The sequence below is a fragment of the Solidesulfovibrio alcoholivorans DSM 5433 genome (assembly GCF_000702665.1).
In the GTDB taxonomy this organism is placed as follows: Bacteria; Desulfobacterota; Desulfovibrionia; order Desulfovibrionales; family Desulfovibrionaceae; genus Solidesulfovibrio; species Solidesulfovibrio alcoholivorans.
Window position 1 is genome coordinate 1 of record NZ_JNJA01000007.1, and the last position, 22,032, is coordinate 22,032.

Annotated in this window: 17 protein-coding genes and 3 pseudogenes; 13 read left to right on the plus strand and 7 right to left on the minus strand. The window is 39.2% G+C overall.

Annotation, left to right across the window (positions count from 1 at the left end; genetic code table 11):
* Nucleotides 1-810: 810 nt before the first annotated feature.
* The 3 genes and pseudogenes from Q368_RS24575 to Q368_RS25700 all read left to right on the plus strand — a co-directional run.
* Nucleotides 811-1,375: pseudogene (locus Q368_RS24575) on the plus strand (flagellin N-terminal helical domain-containing protein); the annotation flags it as partial.
* A 488-nt stretch (nucleotides 1,376-1,863) separates the two neighbouring features.
* Nucleotides 1,864-2,172: pseudogene (locus tag Q368_RS24580) on the plus strand (flagellin); the annotation flags it as partial.
* Between the two features lie 23 nt (nucleotides 2,173-2,195).
* Nucleotides 2,196-2,471 (plus strand): hypothetical protein, encoded by a 276-nt coding sequence (locus tag Q368_RS25700; RefSeq protein WP_156955717.1) that lies wholly within the window; start codon nucleotides 2,196-2,198, stop codon nucleotides 2,469-2,471.
* A 128-nt stretch (nucleotides 2,472-2,599) separates the two neighbouring features.
* Here Q368_RS25700 and Q368_RS25705 read toward each other — a convergent pair whose 3' ends face one another.
* Entirely contained in the window at nucleotides 2,600-2,956 is a 357-nt protein-coding gene (locus Q368_RS25705) for a DUF488 family protein, N3 subclade (RefSeq protein ID WP_156955718.1), read from the minus strand.
* A 138-nt stretch (nucleotides 2,957-3,094) separates the two neighbouring features.
* Nucleotides 3,095-3,673 (minus strand): MucR family transcriptional regulator, encoded by a 579-nt coding sequence (locus tag Q368_RS24585; protein ID WP_084158774.1) that lies wholly within the window; start codon nucleotides 3,671-3,673, stop codon nucleotides 3,095-3,097.
* Nucleotides 3,674-4,266: 593 nt separating this feature from the next.
* Between Q368_RS24585 and Q368_RS24595 the strand changes: the two genes are divergently transcribed.
* Nucleotides 4,267-4,569, plus strand: a complete 303-nt coding sequence (locus tag Q368_RS24595; RefSeq protein WP_084158776.1) for a hypothetical protein — start codon at nucleotides 4,267-4,269, stop codon at nucleotides 4,567-4,569.
* A gap of 168 nt (nucleotides 4,570-4,737) precedes the next feature.
* Here Q368_RS24595 and Q368_RS27420 read toward each other — a convergent pair whose 3' ends face one another.
* Nucleotides 4,738-5,799: a LamG domain-containing protein gene (locus Q368_RS27420; protein WP_425423681.1), complete on the minus strand. Its 1,062-nt coding sequence runs from the start codon at nucleotides 5,797-5,799 to the stop codon at nucleotides 4,738-4,740.
* Between the two features lie 12 nt (nucleotides 5,800-5,811).
* Nucleotides 5,812-6,234, minus strand: a pseudogene (locus Q368_RS27035) (flagellin N-terminal helical domain-containing protein); the annotation flags it as partial.
* A 217-nt stretch (nucleotides 6,235-6,451) separates the two neighbouring features.
* On the opposite strand from Q368_RS27035, the gene Q368_RS0113330 reads away from it, so the two are divergent.
* From Q368_RS0113330 to Q368_RS25725, 8 genes are all read left to right on the plus strand, one after another.
* On the plus strand, nucleotides 6,452-6,793 hold the full coding sequence (locus Q368_RS0113330; protein ID WP_084158777.1) for a helix-turn-helix domain-containing protein: 342 nt from the start codon (nucleotides 6,452-6,454) through the stop codon (nucleotides 6,791-6,793).
* Nucleotides 6,794-7,511: 718 nt separating this feature from the next.
* On the plus strand, nucleotides 7,512-8,600 hold the full coding sequence (locus tag Q368_RS25715) for a hypothetical protein (protein ID WP_156955720.1): 1,089 nt from the start codon (nucleotides 7,512-7,514) through the stop codon (nucleotides 8,598-8,600).
* On the plus strand, nucleotides 8,601-9,542 hold the full coding sequence (locus Q368_RS25720) for a hypothetical protein (RefSeq protein ID WP_156955721.1): 942 nt from the start codon (nucleotides 8,601-8,603) through the stop codon (nucleotides 9,540-9,542).
* Nucleotides 9,543-10,172: 630 nt separating this feature from the next.
* Nucleotides 10,173-11,249 carry a replication initiation protein gene (locus tag Q368_RS23170; RefSeq protein ID WP_043785942.1) on the plus strand — a complete coding sequence of 359 codons (1,077 nt, stop codon included), beginning with the start codon at nucleotides 10,173-10,175 and terminating at the stop codon, nucleotides 11,247-11,249.
* A 1,293-nt stretch (nucleotides 11,250-12,542) separates the two neighbouring features.
* Entirely contained in the window at nucleotides 12,543-12,923 is a 381-nt protein-coding gene (locus tag Q368_RS0113335; protein ID WP_029459557.1) for a hypothetical protein, read from the plus strand.
* Nucleotides 12,924-13,313: 390 nt separating this feature from the next.
* Complete coding sequence (locus Q368_RS23915; protein WP_052360164.1) at nucleotides 13,314-13,871, plus strand: tyrosine-type recombinase/integrase; 558 nt, start codon at nucleotides 13,314-13,316, stop codon at nucleotides 13,869-13,871.
* Between the two features lie 104 nt (nucleotides 13,872-13,975).
* On the plus strand, nucleotides 13,976-15,091 hold the full coding sequence (locus Q368_RS23175; protein ID WP_043785946.1) for a tyrosine-type recombinase/integrase: 1,116 nt from the start codon (nucleotides 13,976-13,978) through the stop codon (nucleotides 15,089-15,091).
* A gap of 82 nt (nucleotides 15,092-15,173) precedes the next feature.
* A complete protein-coding gene (locus Q368_RS25725; protein WP_156955722.1) occupies nucleotides 15,174-15,407 on the plus strand; it encodes a hypothetical protein in 234 nt (77 codons plus the stop codon).
* 379 nt (nucleotides 15,408-15,786) lie between these two features.
* Here Q368_RS25725 and Q368_RS24610 read toward each other — a convergent pair whose 3' ends face one another.
* Complete coding sequence (locus Q368_RS24610) at nucleotides 15,787-16,698, minus strand: DUF4268 domain-containing protein (protein ID WP_211249777.1); 912 nt, start codon at nucleotides 16,696-16,698, stop codon at nucleotides 15,787-15,789.
* Nucleotides 16,699-17,609: 911 nt separating this feature from the next.
* Between Q368_RS24610 and Q368_RS24615 the strand changes: the two genes are divergently transcribed.
* Nucleotides 17,610-19,745 carry a methyl-accepting chemotaxis protein gene (locus Q368_RS24615; RefSeq protein WP_084158779.1) on the plus strand — a complete coding sequence of 712 codons (2,136 nt, stop codon included), beginning with the start codon at nucleotides 17,610-17,612 and terminating at the stop codon, nucleotides 19,743-19,745.
* Between the two features lie 986 nt (nucleotides 19,746-20,731).
* On the opposite strand, the gene Q368_RS0113350 is transcribed toward Q368_RS24615, so the two are convergent.
* On the minus strand, nucleotides 20,732-21,148 hold the full coding sequence (locus Q368_RS0113350; RefSeq protein ID WP_029459560.1) for a response regulator: 417 nt from the start codon (nucleotides 21,146-21,148) through the stop codon (nucleotides 20,732-20,734).
* A 514-nt stretch (nucleotides 21,149-21,662) separates the two neighbouring features.
* A complete protein-coding gene (locus tag Q368_RS25730) occupies nucleotides 21,663-21,902 on the minus strand; it encodes a hypothetical protein (RefSeq protein WP_156955724.1) in 240 nt (79 codons plus the stop codon).
* Nucleotides 21,903-22,032 lie beyond the last annotated feature (130 nt).

The window sequence follows — 22,032 nt, forward strand, 5'->3', positions numbered from 1 at the left end:
TCCCCCTGAGCTACGGTCCTATAAACAGAATCAGGGAACAGGCTAAATGCCCCAAACTCGTCCCGAAGTCAACCCCAAAATTTCCGTTCCCAAGAAAAAGTTGGGGGCCAAAACCGTTGGCTTCGTTGGCGCGTCGTTGGCTCGGGGTAAGTACGGATTTGGCACGGGCAGGTCAAGGGGTTTTTACTCTGGGGAGGAGAAAAAAGGACTTTGGGGAGGATGGGAGAATTATAATAATCAATTAATTCAGTAAGTTAATCACGAACTCCGGGGTTTAGCAGTAGCTATTTGACTGATTTTAAAGAGAAAACTGCTTAAAAATTCAGCAATCGCCCAGCCTCTGCCGCTTAGCTTGATTGCCCACAGATCACCCTATCTTTTCGTCTGTCCTACCCGTCAAGTCGAAGTCGACTTCCTCCCGCAGTATAAACACGGCTTGTCGCGTTTTTGGCACACCTTAAAAGATGCGCTTAATCAAGCCATTACACATTGGACGACATCGTCTGCACCAGTATTAGCTGTCATATTGCTGACGGCGTTGGGGAGAAAAATTTTCCGGAATTCTGACAAAACAAGTCAGAAATAAGGTTTCATAAGTGTGTATAGAATTTTGTTTACACCAAATTTCAAATAAAATCATTGTGTTGAAAATCGGGAAATATTTTCAAGGCTCATGCCCATCGTTTTGGAATGTTTTTTGATTTTCCGCTCGTAACCAAGGCAACGATTGCCTCGTCGCTTTTTTCTGTGTCAGGGGTCTCCTCTCTAGCATGTTGTGTTGTCATACAAATTCTAATTAAGGTACTTATTATGAGCTTAGTAATCAACCACAACATTATGGCTCTTAATGCTTCAAGAAATCTTGATAATCATTATGGGGCTCTGGCTACATCAACACAAAGACTCTCATCAGGTTTAAGAATAAATAGTGCTGCAGATGATGCTGCTGGACTTGCAATTAGAGAACTAATGCGATCTGATGTCGCGACGATGAATCAAGGCATAAGAAATGCGAATGATGCTGTGTCGCTGATCCAAACAGCTGATGGCGCAATGCAAGTAATAGATGAAAAGCTGATACGCATGAAAGAGCTGGCAGAGCAAGCTGCGACAGGAACTTATACATCTGATCAGCGTATTATAATTGATTCTGAATATCAGGCGATGGCTTCTGAAATAACAAGGATTGCTGCCGCAACAGATTTTAATGGTATATATTTATTGAATGGGAATTTATCTTCATCGATTCATGAGGGATTTGGTCTTAATCCATCTGGAAAGTTAAAAGTACATTTTGGCACAGGGAACAGTTCTGCTGAAGACTATTATTATATTCAGATCGAAGAAATGACATCGGAAGCGCTCGGACTAGGGAACAACTCGACTCTTAATGAGTCACTTTCAAGGCTCAAGAGTAAATTCAAGGAAAATCTTGAGTCATCACTCAGTGGTTATGTTGGAGATACAATAACAGTAGACGATTATAATAATCTTATAAGTAATTGGCCTAATTATTTAGCTAATGAAATATCTACCTATTCTGTGCCGACAGATTCGACATCGTTCGATACAATTTATGATACTTGGAATGTTCAAGCTGCTACTAAAGATTATTATAGTGATCCAAATTCAAAATACGTTGGCGTTACCACATATGCTGATTATAATACGCTTACTGGAAGCCAAAAACAAGAATTGAATTACATGTGGGCTAACGCTGCAGCTGCTAAGATAGGAGCAGAAAATTATGCGCCTGATCCAGCTTTACCTACAGAACCAGCCTCTGTTTATAATAACCATGATTCAGAATTTCTTGCAGCGGTAAACTCTAGCACGACCTGGTTTAATTCAAGGTATACTTGGGCTGGTAATTCTATTCAATCTCAAGATGACGCACAATCCGCTTTGGATTCAATAAGTAATGCGATTGTCATGAAGGACAAGGTTCGGGCAAATCTAGGAGCCGTACAAAACCGTCTTGAAAATACAATTTCCAACTTACAGATTCAAGCAGAAAACCTAATGTCTTCAGAATCACAAATTTCTGATGTTGATGTTGCGAATGAAATGACAGAGTTTGTGCGTGAGCAAATATTGACACAGTCTGCTGTTGCAATGCTTTCACAAGCCAACTCATTGCCTAAAATGGCAATGCAACTTATTAGCGGATAACTTTAATAAAGGAGGCTTAGGCAATGAATATTTCCCCTCTCAGCAGCGCACAAAGTTCATTGACTGACATTAGAACTCGCATTGAGGAAAGAAAACGACAACTAGCTGAGCAAAAACAGAATACTTCTGATGTGGTGCAGATATCATCCAAGGGCACACGTCTTGGATCTCAAACGGAAATTTCCTATGAAGAAGCCTCTTCTTTGGTTGAGGGTATTCAGCAATCGAGTCAAGATGCTAATACTTTGACCTCAGTTCATAACCTTGATCTTGCGAGAGTGCTTGAGCTGATTAGCTGATTTTTTTAATTTAATTTTTTGCAAATTCAATACAATAAAAAACCGAACAAAACCCGCCCCTTATCACAGGACAACATGGACAATTTCACAACTATCTCTATACCACTCTTAAGTTTTTACACTACCTTCTAAAACTTCAGCTCAGGAACAACTACACCGGTCCCCTTCTCCAACCATGCAGCAACGATCCTTCGGTGACAAAAATCACCTGCTTTCTCATAGCAAAGTAAAGCTGCATCCTCTCCAAATAAAGATACAATCTCGTTCATTACTTCTACAGGATTTAATAGAGACAAAACTACGAACGTGAATTCCTGAGTATATTGTTGCGGAGCTACAAGTTCTCTTTTGTAGCGATCCACCAAAGCCCATGGAGGAGCAAGTTTTTTATATTCCCTTGATTTACTCCAAGCAGGTTTAACTTGAGCAATACAAACAGGATTCGCAATATCTTTTTCTCGTGCGAAGTAGGACGTAGTGATCATAAAATGTCCTAGTATTTTACAATACTTTTAAATAGAAGCAGAGAGGCAGTTTTAAATAGCTTAAAATTACTGAAACCCACGCCAACCACTGATTTAATGACTGACGTGGGCCAGTTCACTTCATATTATATCAAGCCCCTACTTCTCATTTTTCTTAGGAGTAGGAGCTTTTTCTTTCAAGAGATCAAGAGCAGAAACATTCTTTTCTTTTGCTTGTGCCATCAACCCTTTAATGTCGCCAAATCCATACTGCTGCACAAAAGGTTTGGCCTCTGCTCGTTTAAGATCATACTCTTTCATGATATAACTCATTATAGTAAGAGCATTATCATCACCCGTTTTAACTTTACGTTCGATATCTCCTTGCATATCCTTATCAGTGAGAGCATACTTGACCATGTACTCCTCACGAGTAATACCATGGCTATTCAAATGATTTGCTGACAAAGACTTGAACGTATTACCACATTCAGCACAACGAACTTTACCAGCGACTTTTTCATGTTTAAATTTGGATGCTGGAGCAACAGGAAGCGCGACCTGAGGCGCTTCAGTTTCTATAGAACTAACATCGAAGGATGCCATATTTTCCATTTGCAACAAATCATCATAAATAGCTTTAGTAGCTTTCTCAAAATCAGAGTAATGGATTTTTCCATGACGCATCTGATCTTTAGCGATATCTTTAGCTTCAGACAAAAGCTTCTTATCGATCATAAAAAGTACTCCTTGGTAGATTTACTGCCGATATAGCGCTTGTCCGAAAATGGTGTCAATAATTACGAAGAGAATTTCCTGTTAAAAATTCCTACCGAATTTGGGGGATGGGATTTTTGGGAACGGCAGTTGGCCCAGCGACCCGGACACCCCGCTATTTCGCGTCCTAGGGCCCCTTCCTGGTCCGTTTCTCTTGGACGGGTCCCCTTCTACTCCCCACCGGGGAAATCGCAGGGGAAACCCGCTCCGGCCCAACGTCCTGTTTTCTCCGTGACAGTATCCGCACCAGTCCCATGGGACCGTGACCGTCTCCCCTACTCCAGGGTATCCTTAAGTTTGAATGTATCTACAACCATTTCAAGCAAAAGGATAGATCATGTCAGATAACAAAGACCTTTTATCGTTAAAGGATCAAATACTAGTGAGCTTTAGGCCAATTCACGAGCTCTTTAAGATTATGGATACAACTTCAGTTGAAATCTATGGAGAGCTAGCACGATCTTACTCTGAAGTTGGAGTAGTACTATGTAATAATTTTCGATCAAAACTAGACGGTATTTTACAAGATTACGACAAATCACAGGATGTTGATAATGAAAACTAAATTTATCACTTCCGGCATAATCATGTTAGGGATGTTCTTATCTTCTACTGGATATACAGACGACAATATTAAGTATAGTCAGTGTCTCAATATATTTAAAGAGAAAGATGGCATACAAACAGGGACCATAATCAAAATGGCTAACGGGGAGGTTTTCGAAACTCTTAGTAGTGCTTTTAGTTATGATAGAAATATTGTCGATCCTCTATGTTCGATTATAAAATATAAGCGCTATTACTATATACTTGTAAGCGGTGTTGATAAGAAGATACTTGCGAAAAAACTAAACTGACAAGTATAATAAGATTTAACGGCAAAGTACGACAATGTATCTCCTAATTTCACGCGGTAATTCTATACGATTTTACGATGATTTCGCCACGCGTCATTTTGAATTAATATACATTCTAAAAACCTTATGTACCTGAATGAGATTTAAAATATTTTTAAATATACGGCACTATCCAGTTATAATCTGCAAAGCTATTTTAGGTATAGAATTAGCTTGCGTAAGCATTGCAGTAGCAGCCTGACTTAGTATTTGCTGTTTTACGAAGTTTGTCATTTCTTCAGCTACATCAGTATCTGAAATTTGTGATTCAGCTCCTTGCAAATTTTCTGATTGTATTTGAAGATTAGAAATTGTATTTTCAAGTCTATTTTGCACAGCACCAAGATTAGCACGAATATTATCTTTTTTAACCATAGCTTTGTCTAATGCAACAAGTGATTTTTGCGCATCATTTTGAGTTTTTATATTCACGCCAGCCAAATTAAAGCTACTTAGCGTTGCCGAATTGATATTTACATAATAGGAACTTTCATTAATATTATCATTTTTTCCAAATTGTATTAGCGAAGAAAAACCATCCTCATGATCAACTGCATCAAGCTGCTCTTGTATTTCTCCTTGCGAAAAGCCACGTGAATATATTCTAAAATCATCCAAATACCCATGCCAATTTTGATCCCACCTAGGATCATCTTTTCCAATATTTAAACGGACACCACTCAAAGTAATAGATCCAGATATTGTCCTTGACCCCACAAGCACGTTGTCAACGAATATTGACGAATTATTGCCATTTACAGTAGCTGTAATCAGGTGCCATTTATTAAAATCTATAGCTCCCGCTGAAGAAGTCAGACGAGAATCAGCTCTATTTGTTGCATCAAACATTATCTTCCCCGTGTCTCCCCAAATTTCCAACTGCATCCCATTGTCACCTTCACTTGTTGATAAAATTTGCCTGGCTTTTTCAGAACTAGTACCGGGACTTTTTAAATTTACCCAAACAGATATTGTCAATTCTGTTGAATTCATGTCAAATGATGGGACTTCTACATAAGACGTAGAGCCATCAAAATATCCTGCTTCATTATATTCTCCCTGCGCATAACTGACATCATGATTAACACCATTAAATCCATTGCCAGAAGAATCTAAAGTATTGTTGTCAAACTCCCAATGCGCCCATAGTCTATCCTTAAATCTTTCACTTAGAGGCTTTACACCTTGCACTCCAAAAACTGAACTTCCATCTAGCAACTTTATGCCATTAAATTCTGTAGCACTAGCAATCCTCTGAATTTCACTTGCCATAGCTTGAAATTCTGAATCGATAATTATTCTTTGATCAGATGTATAAGTACCTGTCGATGCTTGTTCTGATAACTCTTTCATACGGATCAGCTTTTCATCGATAACCTCTAAAGCCCCATCTGCAGTTTGAATCATGGAGATGGCATCGTTAGCATTCCTGATTCCCTGATTCAGGGTAGAAACATCCGACCGCATGAGTTCTCGAACGGCCAGCCCTGCTGCGTCATCGGCGGCGGTACCGATCCTCAGGCCAGACGACAGTCGCCGCGTCGAAACACTGAGTTCCTGGTAGTGATTCCCCAGGTTCCGTGCGACATTTGACGCCATCAAATTATGGTTTATTGTCAGTGACATTAGCTAGTTAGAAAATTCATTGTTTGTCAAAAATATAACACCTTCTGATGATTAGCATGATATCAATCAAAAACTGTACCAGACGATAAAGCTAAACTGACGTCATTTCCTGGGACAGAAATCTTTACCGACGTAAAAGTTTGATTTCAAAAACTATACCCTGACTGCTTTTCTTGATGAGAACCTCCCCGTAAAGAAAATACGGTGAGGTAACTCCATGGAAAGTTTGGAAAAACAGCTAGGGAATCGGATAAAGTCCCTAAGAAAACTACGCGGTTGGACCCAGGAAAATTTGGCCGAGCAGGCCAAAGTTTCCGTCCAGCATGTTGGAGAGATCGAGCGTGGTGACGGGAATCCGACGCTTCAAAGCTTAGAGCGACTTTCCCAGGGTTTTGGCGTCACGGTGTCACAACTTCTGGCAGTCGAAGAACCTGACCAGGAAGCCGAACTGATCCGGGGGCAAGTGATCGAAACGGTGCAAGAGATGCCGGCGGTGGAACTGAAGCTTTTGCAGGGAGTAATCAACCTCGCTAAAAGACTATCTTTACGTGTAAAATAAGGATATTATCTGCTAGAAAAGTTCTGTCCCGAAACTCGTTGCGAAAACTCACGACCTTCAGCTTAAAAACAAAAAGTGGTGAAAATATGTCGAAAACGAGATAAAAAATACCGACAAGTGGGAAACAAAAAAGTCTAACCCCGGATTTTTGAGCACCACATACCTGAAATCGAGGGTAAAGTGGTAGAACCAGGAAAATAACGTATCTTCCCTTCCAGCATGAACGACGGCAGATCGTAAAATAATACTATAAATTAAGCAGGATAACACTACTTCTGGAACTTTTACCCGCGCTAGCTGTCACCCTCGAGCATTTGCCACTAACACTTTCGCCTACCTGGTCCTTCCCCGATCCTGGACCTTCTCCGGTAAACAATCCGTACCTGAACATCCCAGGTCACTCAATTTTCGGGGTAATACCTGGCCACTCTCCGCATGAGACCGCATCGGTAACGCCGGTTTAACATGAACAGCGATTGACCGATACCGGGCCAGTTGGTTAGCAAAAAGCAGGGCTACCCCTGGTCCTTGGGTAGTGAAATGGATTCTCCCATGTCAACAGCGCCGCCACTGGCAGTTTTTATAGCTGTTCATGCAAAGAATATGTCTCAATGGAGTCTCTAATTTAACTTCACAAATAAAATATTGTTAGCAATTTTCTTAATTGTATTTAAACAAAACACCTTAGTGACTACCAGGCACACTAAAGGATATGGACATGGCCACCAAAGATTATGATATTATCTTCAGCAAAGTTATTGAGACTTTTCAAAATGAAGACATAAAGTCATACATATACAAAAAACTTCAGGAACATCCTCTTGACATAGACATAGTAACAAAAGTACTTCAACAAACTATTGACTTTGAAAATACTCAAATTGATTCTAGCAAAGCTCTGGACGAAATTGTCAAGTTGAAAAATTCTTTTGAAATAAATATAATTAAAATGTCCAACTATGACAAAGCAACTAAGGCATTCTTAGACATACAAACTGGAAAGCTCCTTATTATAATAAACAATGCGCTCAAAGAAATTAAAAAATTTTACAGCAAATCAATTGACGCAGAGAATGAACGCATCAAACTGATTGACAAGTTATTTAAGACAAAAACGAGTAAAGCAAGACATTATGATTTAATGAAAGTAGCCAAGATTCCTTATGTAGAAAACTTTTGCTTCTTAGGAATTGAGTTGTTAGTAGAGCTAACAAGAGTGATCCCTGATATTAAATCAGACAACCCTATCCTAGAAATTTTATATGCTGGCGGATATGTATATGACAGCGAATACGAAGACACCTCTGAAGATTTTATCCAAAAAATAAAATTGGGGGTAAATAAAATTAAATTTGCAAGTTCAAATATATCTGTCGCCAATAATATGCTAGAACAAATTACAAAGCAAAAAGGGATAGTATCAGGCAAAGACATAGAAAAAGTTGAGAAAGTTGTCAAAAGAGGGACACCACTCTATGCAGCACTAGAATTATGTTTTCTTAAAAAGAAAGATAATGATCCTATGCAAAACATCACCTTCAACCCAACAACAAACACAATAGATATCGATCTCTCTCCATCTTACAACCAACTAGAAGAAACATGTCTTAAGCTTACCGATATGATGGAAGATATATTTTCAGATGATTACGTTCCAGACCATAGTCCTGAAAGATTTGTATCCATGTTAGAGGTCTTACATTATACAACCAAAGACTTAATGGATTATTGGGCTAAAAAGTGGGATAAATTTGACGACCCTGAAGTTACACCAATATCAGAAATAAAAATCAAGGCGAGCAACTAGATGAGAATCTACCAATCATCCCTAAGCTATAAAAGTTTTGAGCTTATCAGGGAATATGCGCCTGATGTAAAAGTAAATGTTTTGCGTTCTTTTGGATTGAATGATAATGAAACAATTCGTATTATAAATGATTTTTCAGACAATATAAATTCTATCATCTTAGATTCTGGTGTTTGGTCAAAGTATAACAACCCTGAAAAAATAACCCATACTGTTTATGACTATGCGAAGTTCTTAAAAGAATACGGGAAGCTCTTTGAGTTTTATTTTAGCTATGACGAAGATTTTGACGAGATAGAGAGAAGTGATTTTTGTAGTAAGAACGGCGAAAATCAACGTATTCTTGAAAATGAAGGGATATTTCCTTATCCTGTCCCTGTGATCCATTTACTCGAAGATGACATTATAAACTATTACTGTGAAACAAAAGACAGATATCCTATTGTCGCTATTGGATCAAATGCAATAAATAAGTATAACTTCCGACCAACTGTTAAAAAGATTTATAATGCAGGAGTCAATATCCATGCTTTTAAAATAGGTAGTTCTAAAGAATTAAGAGGTTTGCATGCATGGTCTTCTGATTGTTCTTCTCATGCTCAATGGACGAAAGCTGGACGATGTGTATTTTATGACAATGTAAAAGGAAAAGATGTAGATATTTGCTTTAGACCGTTCGACAAGAAAGGAAATAAACAAAAAAATTACTATCTAAAACATCCGTTATACAAAGACTTTGTATGGTTCATTGATGAAGTTGTTGGCATAGACTTAGACGATATCATTAAAGACTCAAGCTACAGGACATTTTCAAATTCGATATACTTTTGGTGGTTAGAAAATTTTATCTCATCGGAAAATGCTTCTATTGTACCTAGATTTGAAGAAAGCGATGATAACGGCACAACTGAGTATTTGAATACAATTTTTAAACGTACTTGATCACAAACAACACATCAATTGGTTTCTATCCTCAAAATAGTCCAAATAGCTTCTTATAGTCAAGCCTTGGTCTTTTTTAAACCTGAAAATTTTTTACAGATATAATTGACCAAGACGATAATCCTTAGTGCTATTGGGTTAGATTATCCCTGCCCATGATCAAGGGAACGCCCATGATTAAATTGGGCGGTATTTTTGCTCATACATCCCCCAAAAAGTCCAGGGACCTGGACATTTGGGGCAGTGACCAAGGGGATGGTTCATGGGGCCGACCGGGCACTAGCCACAGGCCCGTTAGGAGCAACCGCCCCGGGATTCTAATAGGATACTAATACTGTCCTTATCCGTAACAATTTAAATTGGCAGCAGCTTAAATTATTATATCTTTAAAAAACCAGCAGCAGATAATTGTCTACGAAAAACTTCAATAACAACATAAAAAACCAAGATCACTAAGCTAACTCCATAGACAACAAACATATCAAAAAAATATTTATTCTGCACGCTATATGGTTCCTCTCTAGTCTTAGTCGACAACCAAAATGCACTTTGGAATTGACACTTTTGCTCAAAAGCGAAAACCATTACTGCCATAGATAACTTATCCAAACGAAATGAACTGCGCTGAAAATGCTAGAAAACCTACCTCCTCCTGCCCAAAGGTTCTTTAGCTACTTGTCAGACGTTCCAAGATGGGGCAACGATAAGGTCATAAACTTCTTTGGAAACAAAGAAGATATTATCGATATCGCATCCTACATCGAGCTTCCAAACCATCGCCGTTACTACATGAGCTTTGACCTTGACTATGAAGGATCGGCACTAGTTTGGGAGGACGAGTATTTACCAAAGCCAACTATAACGATTATTAATAATGAAAATTCTCACTCGACTTTACACTATGAACTTACTACACCTGTACTTCTTCACATAAGAGGCAGAGAAAGCCGCTTTAGTTACAAAGCAATCAGATATTACAACAATGTCCGCGAAGGTTTAAGGATACGGATGGACGGAGACAGAGGCTACGCAGGATTCAACACCAAGAATCCACTTTATAAAGATCTTGATGGTAGTAGATCTAAATGGAAAGTTTCTTGGCATGACGGAACATACGACTTGGACTACTTAAATGAATTTTGTCCTTTCCTACCCGTCAAAACAGAAACTTTAGAAATTGATCCTAATAGCCGACACATGACGATGTTCGACTCCTGTCGAAAAGAAGCATACTTAATCGTAAAAGGATTTAATTTATTTGATGACTTTAACGGCGCAGTCCATATGCTTTGTCAAAATTTTTACGACAAGCATCTCTCCTGGATAAAAAAGGATCATTCATTCCCCCAGACAGAAATTAATTCCATAGCTAGATCAATCTCTACTTGGACTTGGAACCACAGAAATGATCCAAATTTTAGTAATTATACCAAAGACAAAGGAGTCATGAAGCTTGAAATGACTTATACAGAGAAGGGTTCACCAGAACACCTGGAAGAAATAAAATCGAACCAGCAGCTTGGAGCTTATTACACACACGACACCAGGATAGACAAAACAGAAGAAAAAATTACTAACGCTATGAATTTCCTTGTGACCAATGGAATTCAAGTTAAAATCAGTAAGCTTTCAGAATTGACAGAACTAAGCAAAAGTACTCTATATAGATACAAAAAGTTAATAGACTCTTTAGATATAAAAAGATAAAATATTATAATAATATAATATTATTTTTTAAATAAACAAATTATCTCTATTAGATCGCTTAAAACCATCCCTCTATAGCCATTATCTAATAACCCATTTGGGAATTTTATCTATTAGAACACACTATTTGTTAAAGATATTAATACATGGCAAATTAACTATAGAAAAGAAACTTTGTAATTTACTAAACGCCATGGGCGCTTTGTAGATTTTAAATCCTGTCCTAGGATTACTGACCTAGGAGATGTCTTATCTTGAAAAGCCATCAAGTCAAAAAATAAACATTACTTGGGATACTATGAGATAGTTGGCCGTTCTCCTCGAAACTAATCTCCCCAAGAATGACCAACTTGTTATGAAGTAATTCAGACAAGGGAGAGGTTGAGACGTGAAACTAGCCCGTATGTATTAAATATACAGAAGTCGTGGTGGCCCATATATTAAACGAGGTTCATGGCAAACTGAAGTTTTTAAATCATGATATTTCAAGTGTAATCATGATTTCAAAATATATAGATGCGATTAGACGCGGGATTGATTCAGTGGATTAAAATTGACCAAAGGAAACCCTTATGGAAAGATTCTTATGGAGGAAAGAGCTTGACTTCCATTGGGTGACTGAAGTTTGTAAGAAACTATCGATTGGTATTCGATGTATCAGGTAAATTAAAATTTGAAATGATCTATAGAAAATATTGCCCCTATAAAAACATAACCATGCTGTTTCTTAGTAGTACAGCATCATTAAAAACTACTTAAATTTACTAGATTTTACTGATACATCGAATACCAATTGACGTAGCCGTATGTGGGAAAACTACTTGTACGGTTGCAACAGAGGGCTAGGACTGGCGACGGTTCCTTTCTACTCTTAAGAGTGATGGTCTATCTGAAACAATTCGGGTAGATCATGACTCTGTAAATGCAAAGTTGATCCTTAATAAAGGTCTTCACTCGTTGAGGACCTTTTTCTTTTTGAACGGCAAAAGATGTCGCCACTCTCCCCTACCCCCTGGTCCAGAACTCATGCCGAACCAGGAACACCCCCTGTAAAATCCCTTCTCCTGCGCGTTTGGGTCTTGTCCCGAGCCCTGGGTCCAGAGAGCAGCAAAAACCCCGGAATCGGGCTCCTACAGCGTCTCCGGCGGAGGTGGTCTTTTTGACCAGGTTTTGGACCTGAAATTTCTGGATATTTCATGCGATTTTAGCTAATTCTATGTAATATCTAGCATTACTAGTCCTTTTAGATAGATATATTACTTAAAGTAACATTTTTATGCAAAAGGAGCTGTTATGGGAGCGAAAGATGGTAATACAACTGACGTTCAGGATAGGAAGACGAAGAAAAAGACGGAATCGAAGTTCGATCCGCAAGTACTTCGCCAGATGGTCAAGGATGGTCTTAATGCTGCTGAAATAATGATACGTTTACAACTAAAGACGCGTCAGACATTAAAGCAGCATATTGCAAAATTAATACAAATTGATCGTCAACTTTATGAAGTTAAAGGACTTTACCTTAAGGATTCTAAGAGGCCGAGAATTAATCAATTCGGTTTCTTGAAAATCAACATGAAGGTACAGGACCTTGGTGATCTTAAAATTGAAGAAGGTGATCAGTTCAACGTCGAAGTTCTCGATGGTAAGATCATCTTGACCAAGCTTATCCCATAACACTCCAGCTGAAATGTCATGTGGATTCGTCTGCATGGCATTTCTTCTTTTTAACTCATTCTCTTTACTTATACATCATTTTAAAAGTTCAGGGACCTGGAATTTTCAACTGTAGTACAAGTATATTTAAACGAACTCATATATAGTTCTATTCACTAGCAATGCTTCATTTTAGACAAATAATAATAGATATAATATTACAAATAGGAGTAGTACTTCAAATCGTCATTGTCCGAAATATACTATAAACGGACATTCAGGCCCACTCCAAGAACAAGTCAAAGAATATCAAACAGATATTGCGACTCATTTTGGAGAGGGCAATTTTCCAACGTTTTGAAAGTACGTTTTATACACTCCTAAAAGGAAATGAAAAATTGGAGGTCTTTTATGCAAGTTGAGCCGATTCGAGACATGAAAGACATTAAGAGCATAAAAAAGCTCTTAAGTAGTCAACCACGGAACCTTTTACTCTTTACCCTAGGAATCAATAGTGCTTTGCGTGCTTCTGATATTTTAGGGATCACAATTGGTCAAGTTAGGTATGCGAACGTGGGTGATCGTATAACTGTCAAGGAGAAGAAGACAGGTAAATCAAACGTTTTCATGATGAATAAGGAAATTAAGTATGCCTTAGACAGTTATCTTAAAACTGTCGATGCAAAAGATGACGACTTTCTATTTAAGAGTCGAAAAGGGTCAAATGCGCCGCTTTCAGTACACGCTGTAACTAAATATGTAAAGGAATGGTGTAATGCTATTCACTTACATATTCATGCGGGATCGCACACTTTAAGAAAAACTTGGTGTTTCCAGCAAAGAATCCGTTATGGTTCAAGTTGGGAGTTGATAAGTCGAAGACTTGCACACCATTCACCATCTATTACTCGTACTTACCTTGGTATCCAAGAGGAGGAAGTAGAAAAAATACTCATGAAATCAATTTAAACTTTTAGCAAGGGGACTTCCATCCCCTTTCTTTGAACATTTTCTATTCTGTATTTATCTTCTGCTATTAACTCCAAAATCAACCTGATTCAGAAGAGGTATTTATGGGTATCTATCAACGTGATAGTCGCTGGATGGTCTATTGGCATGTTAACGGCAAAAGACATGATAAATCTTTTGGTCGTGGAGAATTAGGACAGGTTAAAGCTCAAGCATTTGATCGTGCTGTTCAAGATGCAATTGAGCATGGTTTACCTGTACCCGAAGCTGATAGCGTGATTAGTTCGATCAATTTTCAACAAATGTCAGATGACCTTGTTGTTACAGAAACGCTTAGCAAAAGGAATACGATAACGTTAGGAGAACTTGGAAAAAAGTATTTGGATCACATGCGTGCTTCAGGGAGAACAGAGAAGCACATTCGCAACATCGAACGTTTGCTGGAAAACCAATTTATCCCTGTTATTGGAGATAAACACGTTGATACTTTAACCTATCAACAAGACATGGTGCCGTTCATTCTACATTTTCAAGGAATCAGTGGTAGCACAGGAAAATCAAGATCGCAGTATACTGTTAATAAATACTGTGACTACTTGAGCTTTATCTTCAATTTCGGCATCGCTAATGGTCTCACCAGTGTTAATCCTTTAAAGAACTGGAAGAAACCGAAGGTTCAACCGTGGGACTTACGATTAACCTTGGTCGATGCGAAGAAGATTATGACCTGTGCTGAACCACATTTACGTTGGGCAATGGAGGTTTGTTTTAATCTTGGAACTCGTCCTGGTGAATCTGAACTTCTATCCTTAAGATGGGAACACATTGATTTTGAATCTAGCACTATTAAGATTTATGCTAGTAAAACGAAATCATATAGAATAGTTCCAATAAACCATGAATTCTTAAACCGTTTAAAGGAGGAGCAAAAACTTTCTATCTCTGGCTATGTCATTGAATACCAAGGACGTAAACTTACAACCATCCGTAAATCCTTTAAGAATGCATGCAAACGTGCCGGGATCACCTATCCTACACGGATGTATGACCTTCGGCACTTGTTTGCGACTACGTTACTTAATAAAGGAGCTGATTTAGCAGCAGTATCAAAGCTTATGGGGCATAGTACTGTTAAGCTTACTGCGGACACCTATTACCACTACATGGAGGGAGAAAAAGAACGCGCAGTAAATATGTTACCAGCATTGGAAGTGGCTTAAGGCAGAAGGACGAGGAACCTTGTAGCAGAAGATTCCTCGTCTTTCTTATTTTATCAATCTTTTAAAACAAGTGAGTATCATTATGCCGATGAAAAAATGTGCTTGGTGTGGATTTAATATGCGCCTGAAAAAAGGTGAAGAAGGTATGGTTTTACATAAAGACTGTTATAAAAAACATTATCTTCCAGTAAAATGCAAATATTCCATGGCATACTTTATTACTAACATTGACAAGATGAAGGAAGAAGAAAAGGCAACATTGGAACGTTGTAGTGCAATATTAGCAGATATATCTCTTGACGACATTAAAGACTAATTGAATAACTATTATATGGAAAGACGAGGAATCTTTATGCGACTCCTCGTCTTTCTTTTGTCAAAGAGCTTAATCTTAAAGAGGCAAGCCATGCTAAAGAAATGCAAATGGGATGAAACGCATTTATTTGGCCCAAGGGAAAATACTGTTGCAACTCTCTATGTAAAAAGTTTTACCTTGAAGTTTACTTAACTTATGCGTCACTTTTTACAATTGATGAATTCGATGGAAATATAGATTTTATAAAACGGCAAAAGGATTTTATCTTAAGCAGCGGTTTGTCCGAAACTGATCAATCTATATGTAAAATGCTCGGTGCGGATACTTTGGTCAAGATAAACCTATTCGAACAAATGTACGAGTAAAACAATTTTTCTCTTTAAATATGAATGGCATTTAAGTAAACCTGAATCGCGCGTCCAAATTGCTCCATATCCTTCAAAGTAGCCTCTTGTAGTTGTGCCCACTGATCCTCAGGCGAACGGTAACCACCATCTCTTCGAGTAAATTGAATACGACATGCTCTTTTTGCATCTAACCTTTCCCATCCTAATTCAGAACCAAATTCCCTTTCAATATCATTCTTATTTTCATACAACTTATCAAATATTGCATTGTTTTCATTACCTCTTTCCAATCCCCTATCAATATAAAGTTCTACACGACATTCATGTTTCATGACTACAAAATTAAAACTAGCACCTCTAACCCCAGACCTAAATCCCAACCATCCATTTACAGTAGGTGTTAAATTTGCAATTGTATCATATTTACCATTTGCTTCATCAATAAGATCTGTCCACCATTTTTTTCTTAACAAATGGCGCTCAGAAATATTTTGTTTTGTTTCTCCGACCAACTTACTGTCTAAAGATGGGCCGATGATCAGCGTCAGTAATGGCGCTGGTAAGGATTCATCTATTTTTACAGCTTCAATTTTTATAATATAAAATCCAACGTCAGAAAATTGATTCAACCAAGCTATGGCCTGAACATGTTCAGGACGCGCCTCTGGCACGATCCATATAGCCTTAGAAGCCTTCAGTGAAGTAAGATATGTGATAATTTGACCTAAATGCTTATGATCGCTCTTTTCTAGTTGGTTTTCAATAATAACAATATTATTTTCTTCATCTTCTGCAACTAAATCAATACTAAAATCACCCGCAGATTTTTCTCTTTCAGCATTTATCAAGTTAATATCTAAAACATCATTCAGTACATCAATGTTAGCCTCTAGCCACTGTGTAAAATCTGATGCTTCACGTTCCCAAACTTCACGCAACGGCACCCTCTGCAATCTCCTTACGCTTTCAGTTCGCATACCAGCTCCCATAATGGACCAATACATTTATAGTTTTTTGTATGTTAAAAATTTCATGTCCAATACACACTTATATTACTTATACCTTCTATTCAACATCATATTCAGTCAATTTAATTTGGTGAACTTCCCTACACCGGAGGTTCACCTTTTTTAAGCTCGTCATTTACCGTAAGGTATTATTAGCTATTGCATTAAGAAACATGTAAAAATTGACCGTGCGGATGGAGAGTTCTGCGACTATACCCTGGACCAGGTTCAAAAACCCGGTTACTTTCGTATTTGTCCAAGGACTGCGCCGTTGGTATCTGGATAGCTGAGAATGCCCGCAGAATCAACGAAATCGGACCAGTTGGCAGCATCCGCCACAGTCGCGCCAAACGTTCGAAAATAGCACGACAAATAGAAGAAGATCCCGTGGCACCGCGCCAACAGGATCACTTTGTGATAGGGGCTTTTGGAAGGATTTTAGGGGGTTAGGTCACGCTTTTGGCGTGTCAAGCAAGTGCTCTCCCCCTGAGCTACGCTCCTAGATTCAAAATCAGGGAAGGGTATATCTACTCAGAACTCTTCCCCAAGTCAACCCCAAATTTTCCGTTTCCCAGATTTTTTCGGGGACCAACCCGTTAGCGCTTGTTGGCTCGTCGTTGGCGAGGTGGGTAAGTACGATTTCTGGCCGGGGAGGTCAAGGGGAAAGTTTGGGAAAAGTGCTGTTGGCACTTATGTTAAATTTAACTTATGCCAAATTTGACTAGTTCTTTCGCATTAATTAATTATAGATATTACTTGCCCTCGGTCCCAAAATTGTGGTAAAAAATTACCAGACTGTGGCTCTAATCTCAGATCAATACAGTACGCTCCTAAAAGGATTTTTTGTTATGAAGATTTCCAGCAAGTTAATCGTTCTCGTAGCGATCCCACTCATCGCATTCTTAGCAATCAGTTTTGTCTATACAAAAATCAGCATTGATGAATCTCGTGTTATAGACGATATGGCGCTTAATACAAAGCTTTTTGTGGCAGTATCCGACTTGGTACACGAGTTACAAAAAGAACGAGGGCGTACGTCGATGTATCTCTCCGGTGGTTCTCAAGACGATATGGCCAACCAGAGAAAATCTTCGACTAGCCAAATTTCACCTGTGATTAATGAATTAAAAACCGCGAAAGTCAGCGAAAGTATAAAAAACTCAACATCTCAAGCAATATCAGAGATTGATAAAATTCGAAACCGAGCTGACTCAAAAGGCTCGACAAAAGAAATTTTTGATGCTTACGGACAAATAATTGCGACGTTAATGGCAACTGAAACTGCTATTGCAAACTCAAAAACTACACGAGGATTCGGAAAAGCATTAACAACAATCATAATACTAGAAACTGCCAAGGAAAACGCTGGAAAACTCAGAGCCACTCTCTCTGGGATACTCACTTTAGACAAACCAATAAACGAAGACATGCTTACTCGCCTCATAACGTTTAAGTCCAACATTGATGCAAATCTTGATTCAAAGGCTATGGCTTTGAGTTCACAGGCCAACACTCTGCTCGACGAAAGCAAAAAGTCACAAGCCTGGACTGACACAAACAAAACATTCAACACAGTCTTGACCAAAGCGAACGACGGGAACTTTGGAATAAATAGCAAAGAATTCTTATCCACAATAACGAGAGTTGTCGACTCGTTAAACGCGGTAAGAACGAAGGAAATGGCTTCCATTGCTGCAAATCTTTTAAAGATTCAGGATGAAATATCTTCTGCCTTAATACGAGTTTTCTGTGGCGTTGGTTTTACACTAATCTTGTCATTATCAGCCGCATACTTACTTGCGCGCTCGATAACTCACCCCATTAACCATCTAATTTTTTACGCAAAAGAAGTATCGGACGGAAACTTTGACGCCAATATTAACGAAAAGTTTTCACACGAACTCGGGAGCTTAAAATCATCTTTAAACGTGATGATTTCAAACTTAAAATCTAAAATTGCGGAAGCAGAAGCAAATAGCCAAAAAGCTGAAGAAGAGTCCAAGCACGCCAATGTTGCTATGAAAGAAGCTGAAGAAGCAAAAGCACTTGCTGAACATGCAAAAGCTGAAGGCATGACTGCAGCTGCTAACTCTATAGAAAGTGTCGTAGAAATTGTTAGCTCTGCATCAGAAGAGTTATCGGCACAGATAGAACAATCGACTCAAGGGGCTGAAATTCAGTCACAACGAGTAGCAGAAACTGCGACTGCCATGGAACAAATGAACGCTACGGTTATGGAAGTAGCGAAGAATGCTTCTCAGGCGGCAGAAACCGCAGACCAAGCTAAACATCAAGCACAAGATGGATCTACTGTGGTGACTGAAGTTGTCACAGGTATTGCTGAAGTAGAATCTACAGCTCTTGAATTGAAAAACGATATGACTTTACTTGGAAAACGAGCTCTAGAAATTGGGCAAGTTCTTAATGTTATTTCAGATATTGCTGACCAGACAAACCTTCTTGCCCTCAATGCAGCGATTGAAGCTGCTCGGGCAGGTGATGCAGGACGAGGATTTGCCGTAGTAGCTGATGAAGTTCGGAAATTGGCAGAGAAGACCATGACCGCGACGAAGGAAGTAGGCGATGCGATCAGGGGCATCCAGAACGAAGCCAATAAAAACATTGGAAACGTTGATTTAGCAGTAAAAAGGATCAGTTCGGTTACGATTCTAGCGACAAAAGCAGGTGATTCTCTCAATGAAATTGTCACGCTTGTTGATTTAACTACGGATCAAGTGCGGGCTATCGCAACAGCTTCCGAACAACAATCCGCAACTAGCGAAGAGATCAACCGAAGCATTGAAGACGTCAACAGGGTTTCCATGGAAACCTCCGATGGAATGAGACAATCGGCACAGGCAGTCGGTGAGTTGGCCACTCAGGCACAGGTCCTAAAGCGACTCATTGATGAGATGAAGTCGGACGGTGGTTCTAGTGCGTCTGCTCTTCCTGCCGGCAAGAAGTCACTTGCACTAGGGAAATAATGATGGAAAATAATATTTAAGCATATCAACCTACTGTCTGATCCGTTAGTGCATATCGTCAGTAGAAGCTTTGGCCAAGATCAACTGGGGTGAGTTCATATTATCTGAAAGACATTTGAGCTCACCCCCCAACCCTCAGAAAAAATATGCCCTACAAAGATCTTAGATTTATATCAAACGGCATTCTCGGCGAAACATATCCGTCCTCTTTTGAACGAAAGGTTCTACTCGTCATGTATTATTCTGAATTGTTAGCAATCAACTTTGAAGAGATCGAAAGTTTCCTGAATATGTATAGCAGGAAAAAGCTGCTCAAGATTTTTTATTTAGACATAAACTTTGTTGAACATATTTACACTGAGTTTGTAAACTCAGGGATAGACACCATATTGCCTAAAATTTTCGATAGGCTCATAAAGATCCAAGAACTACTCCACCAGAGAGAAATGCTTAAATCTTGTGATACTTTGGGACTCGCCCAATAAGTGCTTTTCAGTCCAGTCAAAAACGAAAGAAAACTCGTATTTAGAAAAATTGCATTATTTTGAACAGATATATATGCTGTACAGCCCTAATCACCCCCCCTGCACTGAAACGGAGCGTTTTACGGGACAATAGCACGGAACAGGACGGAAAAATGGCAGGATCCTGCCATTGGACATGGGTGATTTTGCTCCGAAATGCCTTCCAGTTGGCCATCAGCTGAAAATCAAAAGTTCCAGTAAACTGGACTTTCCAACTACCTATATTTTCCTAGTTTTTCTCTCAGCAAACAGCTCCAGCCCTTACTTTAGGAGTTTTGGGAATTGGTCTTTTCTCCGTCCCCCCCCTCCCCTGCTCTTTACCGGGCCTGTCCTGGATTTTTTCCAATCGTCCCCCTGGTTGGGCTTCCCCCGGGCCAAAATCCCAGGGAATCGCATCCTACACCTAATGTCCGATTTCCATAGGGCTCTGTCCAGTCCAATTCCCAACCCATCCTACATCTTCTACAACACAAGCTTAAACTTGTTAGCACTTCCTAGGTCGTTAACTACCTCCTCAATAACTTGCCTTGTGGCTGGCTTTGTCAAATAAAATGTAGCTCCACCGGAATGGTAAGCTTCGACCACACTCTTAGGGTCATCGAGAATCGTAAGCATCACAACGGCAGTCTCTTTTAGTTTGTCTATTTTGTTTTCTTTTTCTATTCTGCGAATATTTCTAAGCGCTTCTTGTCCATCCATTTCAGGCATTATAATATCCATGAAAATCAGATCATAGGGTCTTTTGTCATTCAACGACTGGACGAAGAACTCAACGGCTTCTGAGCCATTAGACGCAACATCTACACAGCAATGACTATTCAAAATACTTTTCATAACTATCTGGCTCGCGACTTCATCATCGACCACCAACACCCTCACTTGCGCCTCCTCCTGGGCCAAGAAATCAGTGTCACCCAGTATCATTCTAATATCACATTTTCATAAAACATTGTCCAGACTCACTGGAGCAGGGTGAGCTAATAGCGAAAGGAAATGGAATTTGGAAAAAAATTATCATTGCAAAGTATTAACATCGAAAACACTAAACTACTATGCTTCTGGACTAGGTGCAGGCCAATTTCAGTTACGATAGCCACCAATCCGGGCTGACAAATCGCAGGATCCTGCCATTGAACACGCGTGTTTTAGTTCTAAAAAGTCATCCAGCCGGCCATCATCTGAAAATCAAAAGTTCCAGCAAACTGGAACTTTTCAACTATCAGTAATGACATAGTTTTTCTCTCAGCGAACAGCCCAAACCCCTCCCTGGGGAAATCTGAGGTTGGGCTTTTTCAATCGCCGGGGTCTTGAGGTTCCCCCTGGGTCAAAATCTTAGAAAACATCAACCTACACTAGATTCTTTACACATAACACGTGCCACAAGGATATTCTTCTACATCGTTAACGCATCGACGATAAATCTATAATTCATTTTTCCCAGACTTCGCCTGCATTGCAGCACTTGAAACAAGTCAGTTGGACTCAAAACAAGCCCCTCAAGAATAAAATATGCAAAGTTGGCATCCTCTATAGAAATCTCTTCAGGCCCAGTGACTATGTCAGTACGGCCATGCTTTATTAAACTTCTCAAAAGTGCAATATCATCTTCTGTCGCTAAAGCTTGAGATTGCATCCGTGCTCGCCCCCCCCTTGGCCTGCCCACCCGGACACCCCGCTAATTCGCGCCCTAGGCCCCCTTCCTGGGGCTCTTCCAGTCATCCCCTTGGTTAGGCTTCCCCCGGGCCAAAATCCCAGGAAATCGC

What these genes read in the sequence shown, in the direction of transcription:
- Q368_RS25705 (WP_156955718.1), bottom strand. Translation starts at nt 2,956, where the DNA reads ATGATCACTACGTCCTACTTCGCACGAGAAAAAGATATTGCGAATCCT.
- Q368_RS23915 (WP_052360164.1), top strand. Translation starts at nt 13,314, where the DNA reads ATGCAAGTTGAGCCGATTCGAGACATGAAAGACATTAAGAGCATAAAA.
- Q368_RS24595 (WP_084158776.1), top strand. Translation starts at nt 4,267, where the DNA reads ATGAAAACTAAATTTATCACTTCCGGCATAATCATGTTAGGGATGTTC.
- Q368_RS24585 (WP_084158774.1), bottom strand. Translation starts at nt 3,673, where the DNA reads ATGATCGATAAGAAGCTTTTGTCTGAAGCTAAAGATATCGCTAAAGAT.
- Q368_RS0113330 (WP_084158777.1), top strand. Translation starts at nt 6,452, where the DNA reads ATGGAAAGTTTGGAAAAACAGCTAGGGAATCGGATAAAGTCCCTAAGA.
- Q368_RS24615 (WP_084158779.1), top strand. Translation starts at nt 17,610, where the DNA reads ATGAAGATTTCCAGCAAGTTAATCGTTCTCGTAGCGATCCCACTCATC.
- Q368_RS23170 (WP_043785942.1), top strand. Translation starts at nt 10,173, where the DNA reads ATGCTAGAAAACCTACCTCCTCCTGCCCAAAGGTTCTTTAGCTACTTG.
- Q368_RS25730 (WP_156955724.1), bottom strand. Translation starts at nt 21,902, where the DNA reads ATGCAATCTCAAGCTTTAGCGACAGAAGATGATATTGCACTTTTGAGA.
- Q368_RS25725 (WP_156955722.1), top strand. Translation starts at nt 15,174, where the DNA reads ATGCCGATGAAAAAATGTGCTTGGTGTGGATTTAATATGCGCCTGAAA.
- Q368_RS25715 (WP_156955720.1), top strand. Translation starts at nt 7,512, where the DNA reads ATGGCCACCAAAGATTATGATATTATCTTCAGCAAAGTTATTGAGACT.
- Q368_RS0113335 (WP_029459557.1), top strand. Translation starts at nt 12,543, where the DNA reads ATGGGAGCGAAAGATGGTAATACAACTGACGTTCAGGATAGGAAGACG.
- Q368_RS25720 (WP_156955721.1), top strand. Translation starts at nt 8,601, where the DNA reads ATGAGAATCTACCAATCATCCCTAAGCTATAAAAGTTTTGAGCTTATC.
- Q368_RS23175 (WP_043785946.1), top strand. Translation starts at nt 13,976, where the DNA reads ATGGGTATCTATCAACGTGATAGTCGCTGGATGGTCTATTGGCATGTT.
- Q368_RS25700 (WP_156955717.1), top strand. Translation starts at nt 2,196, where the DNA reads ATGAATATTTCCCCTCTCAGCAGCGCACAAAGTTCATTGACTGACATT.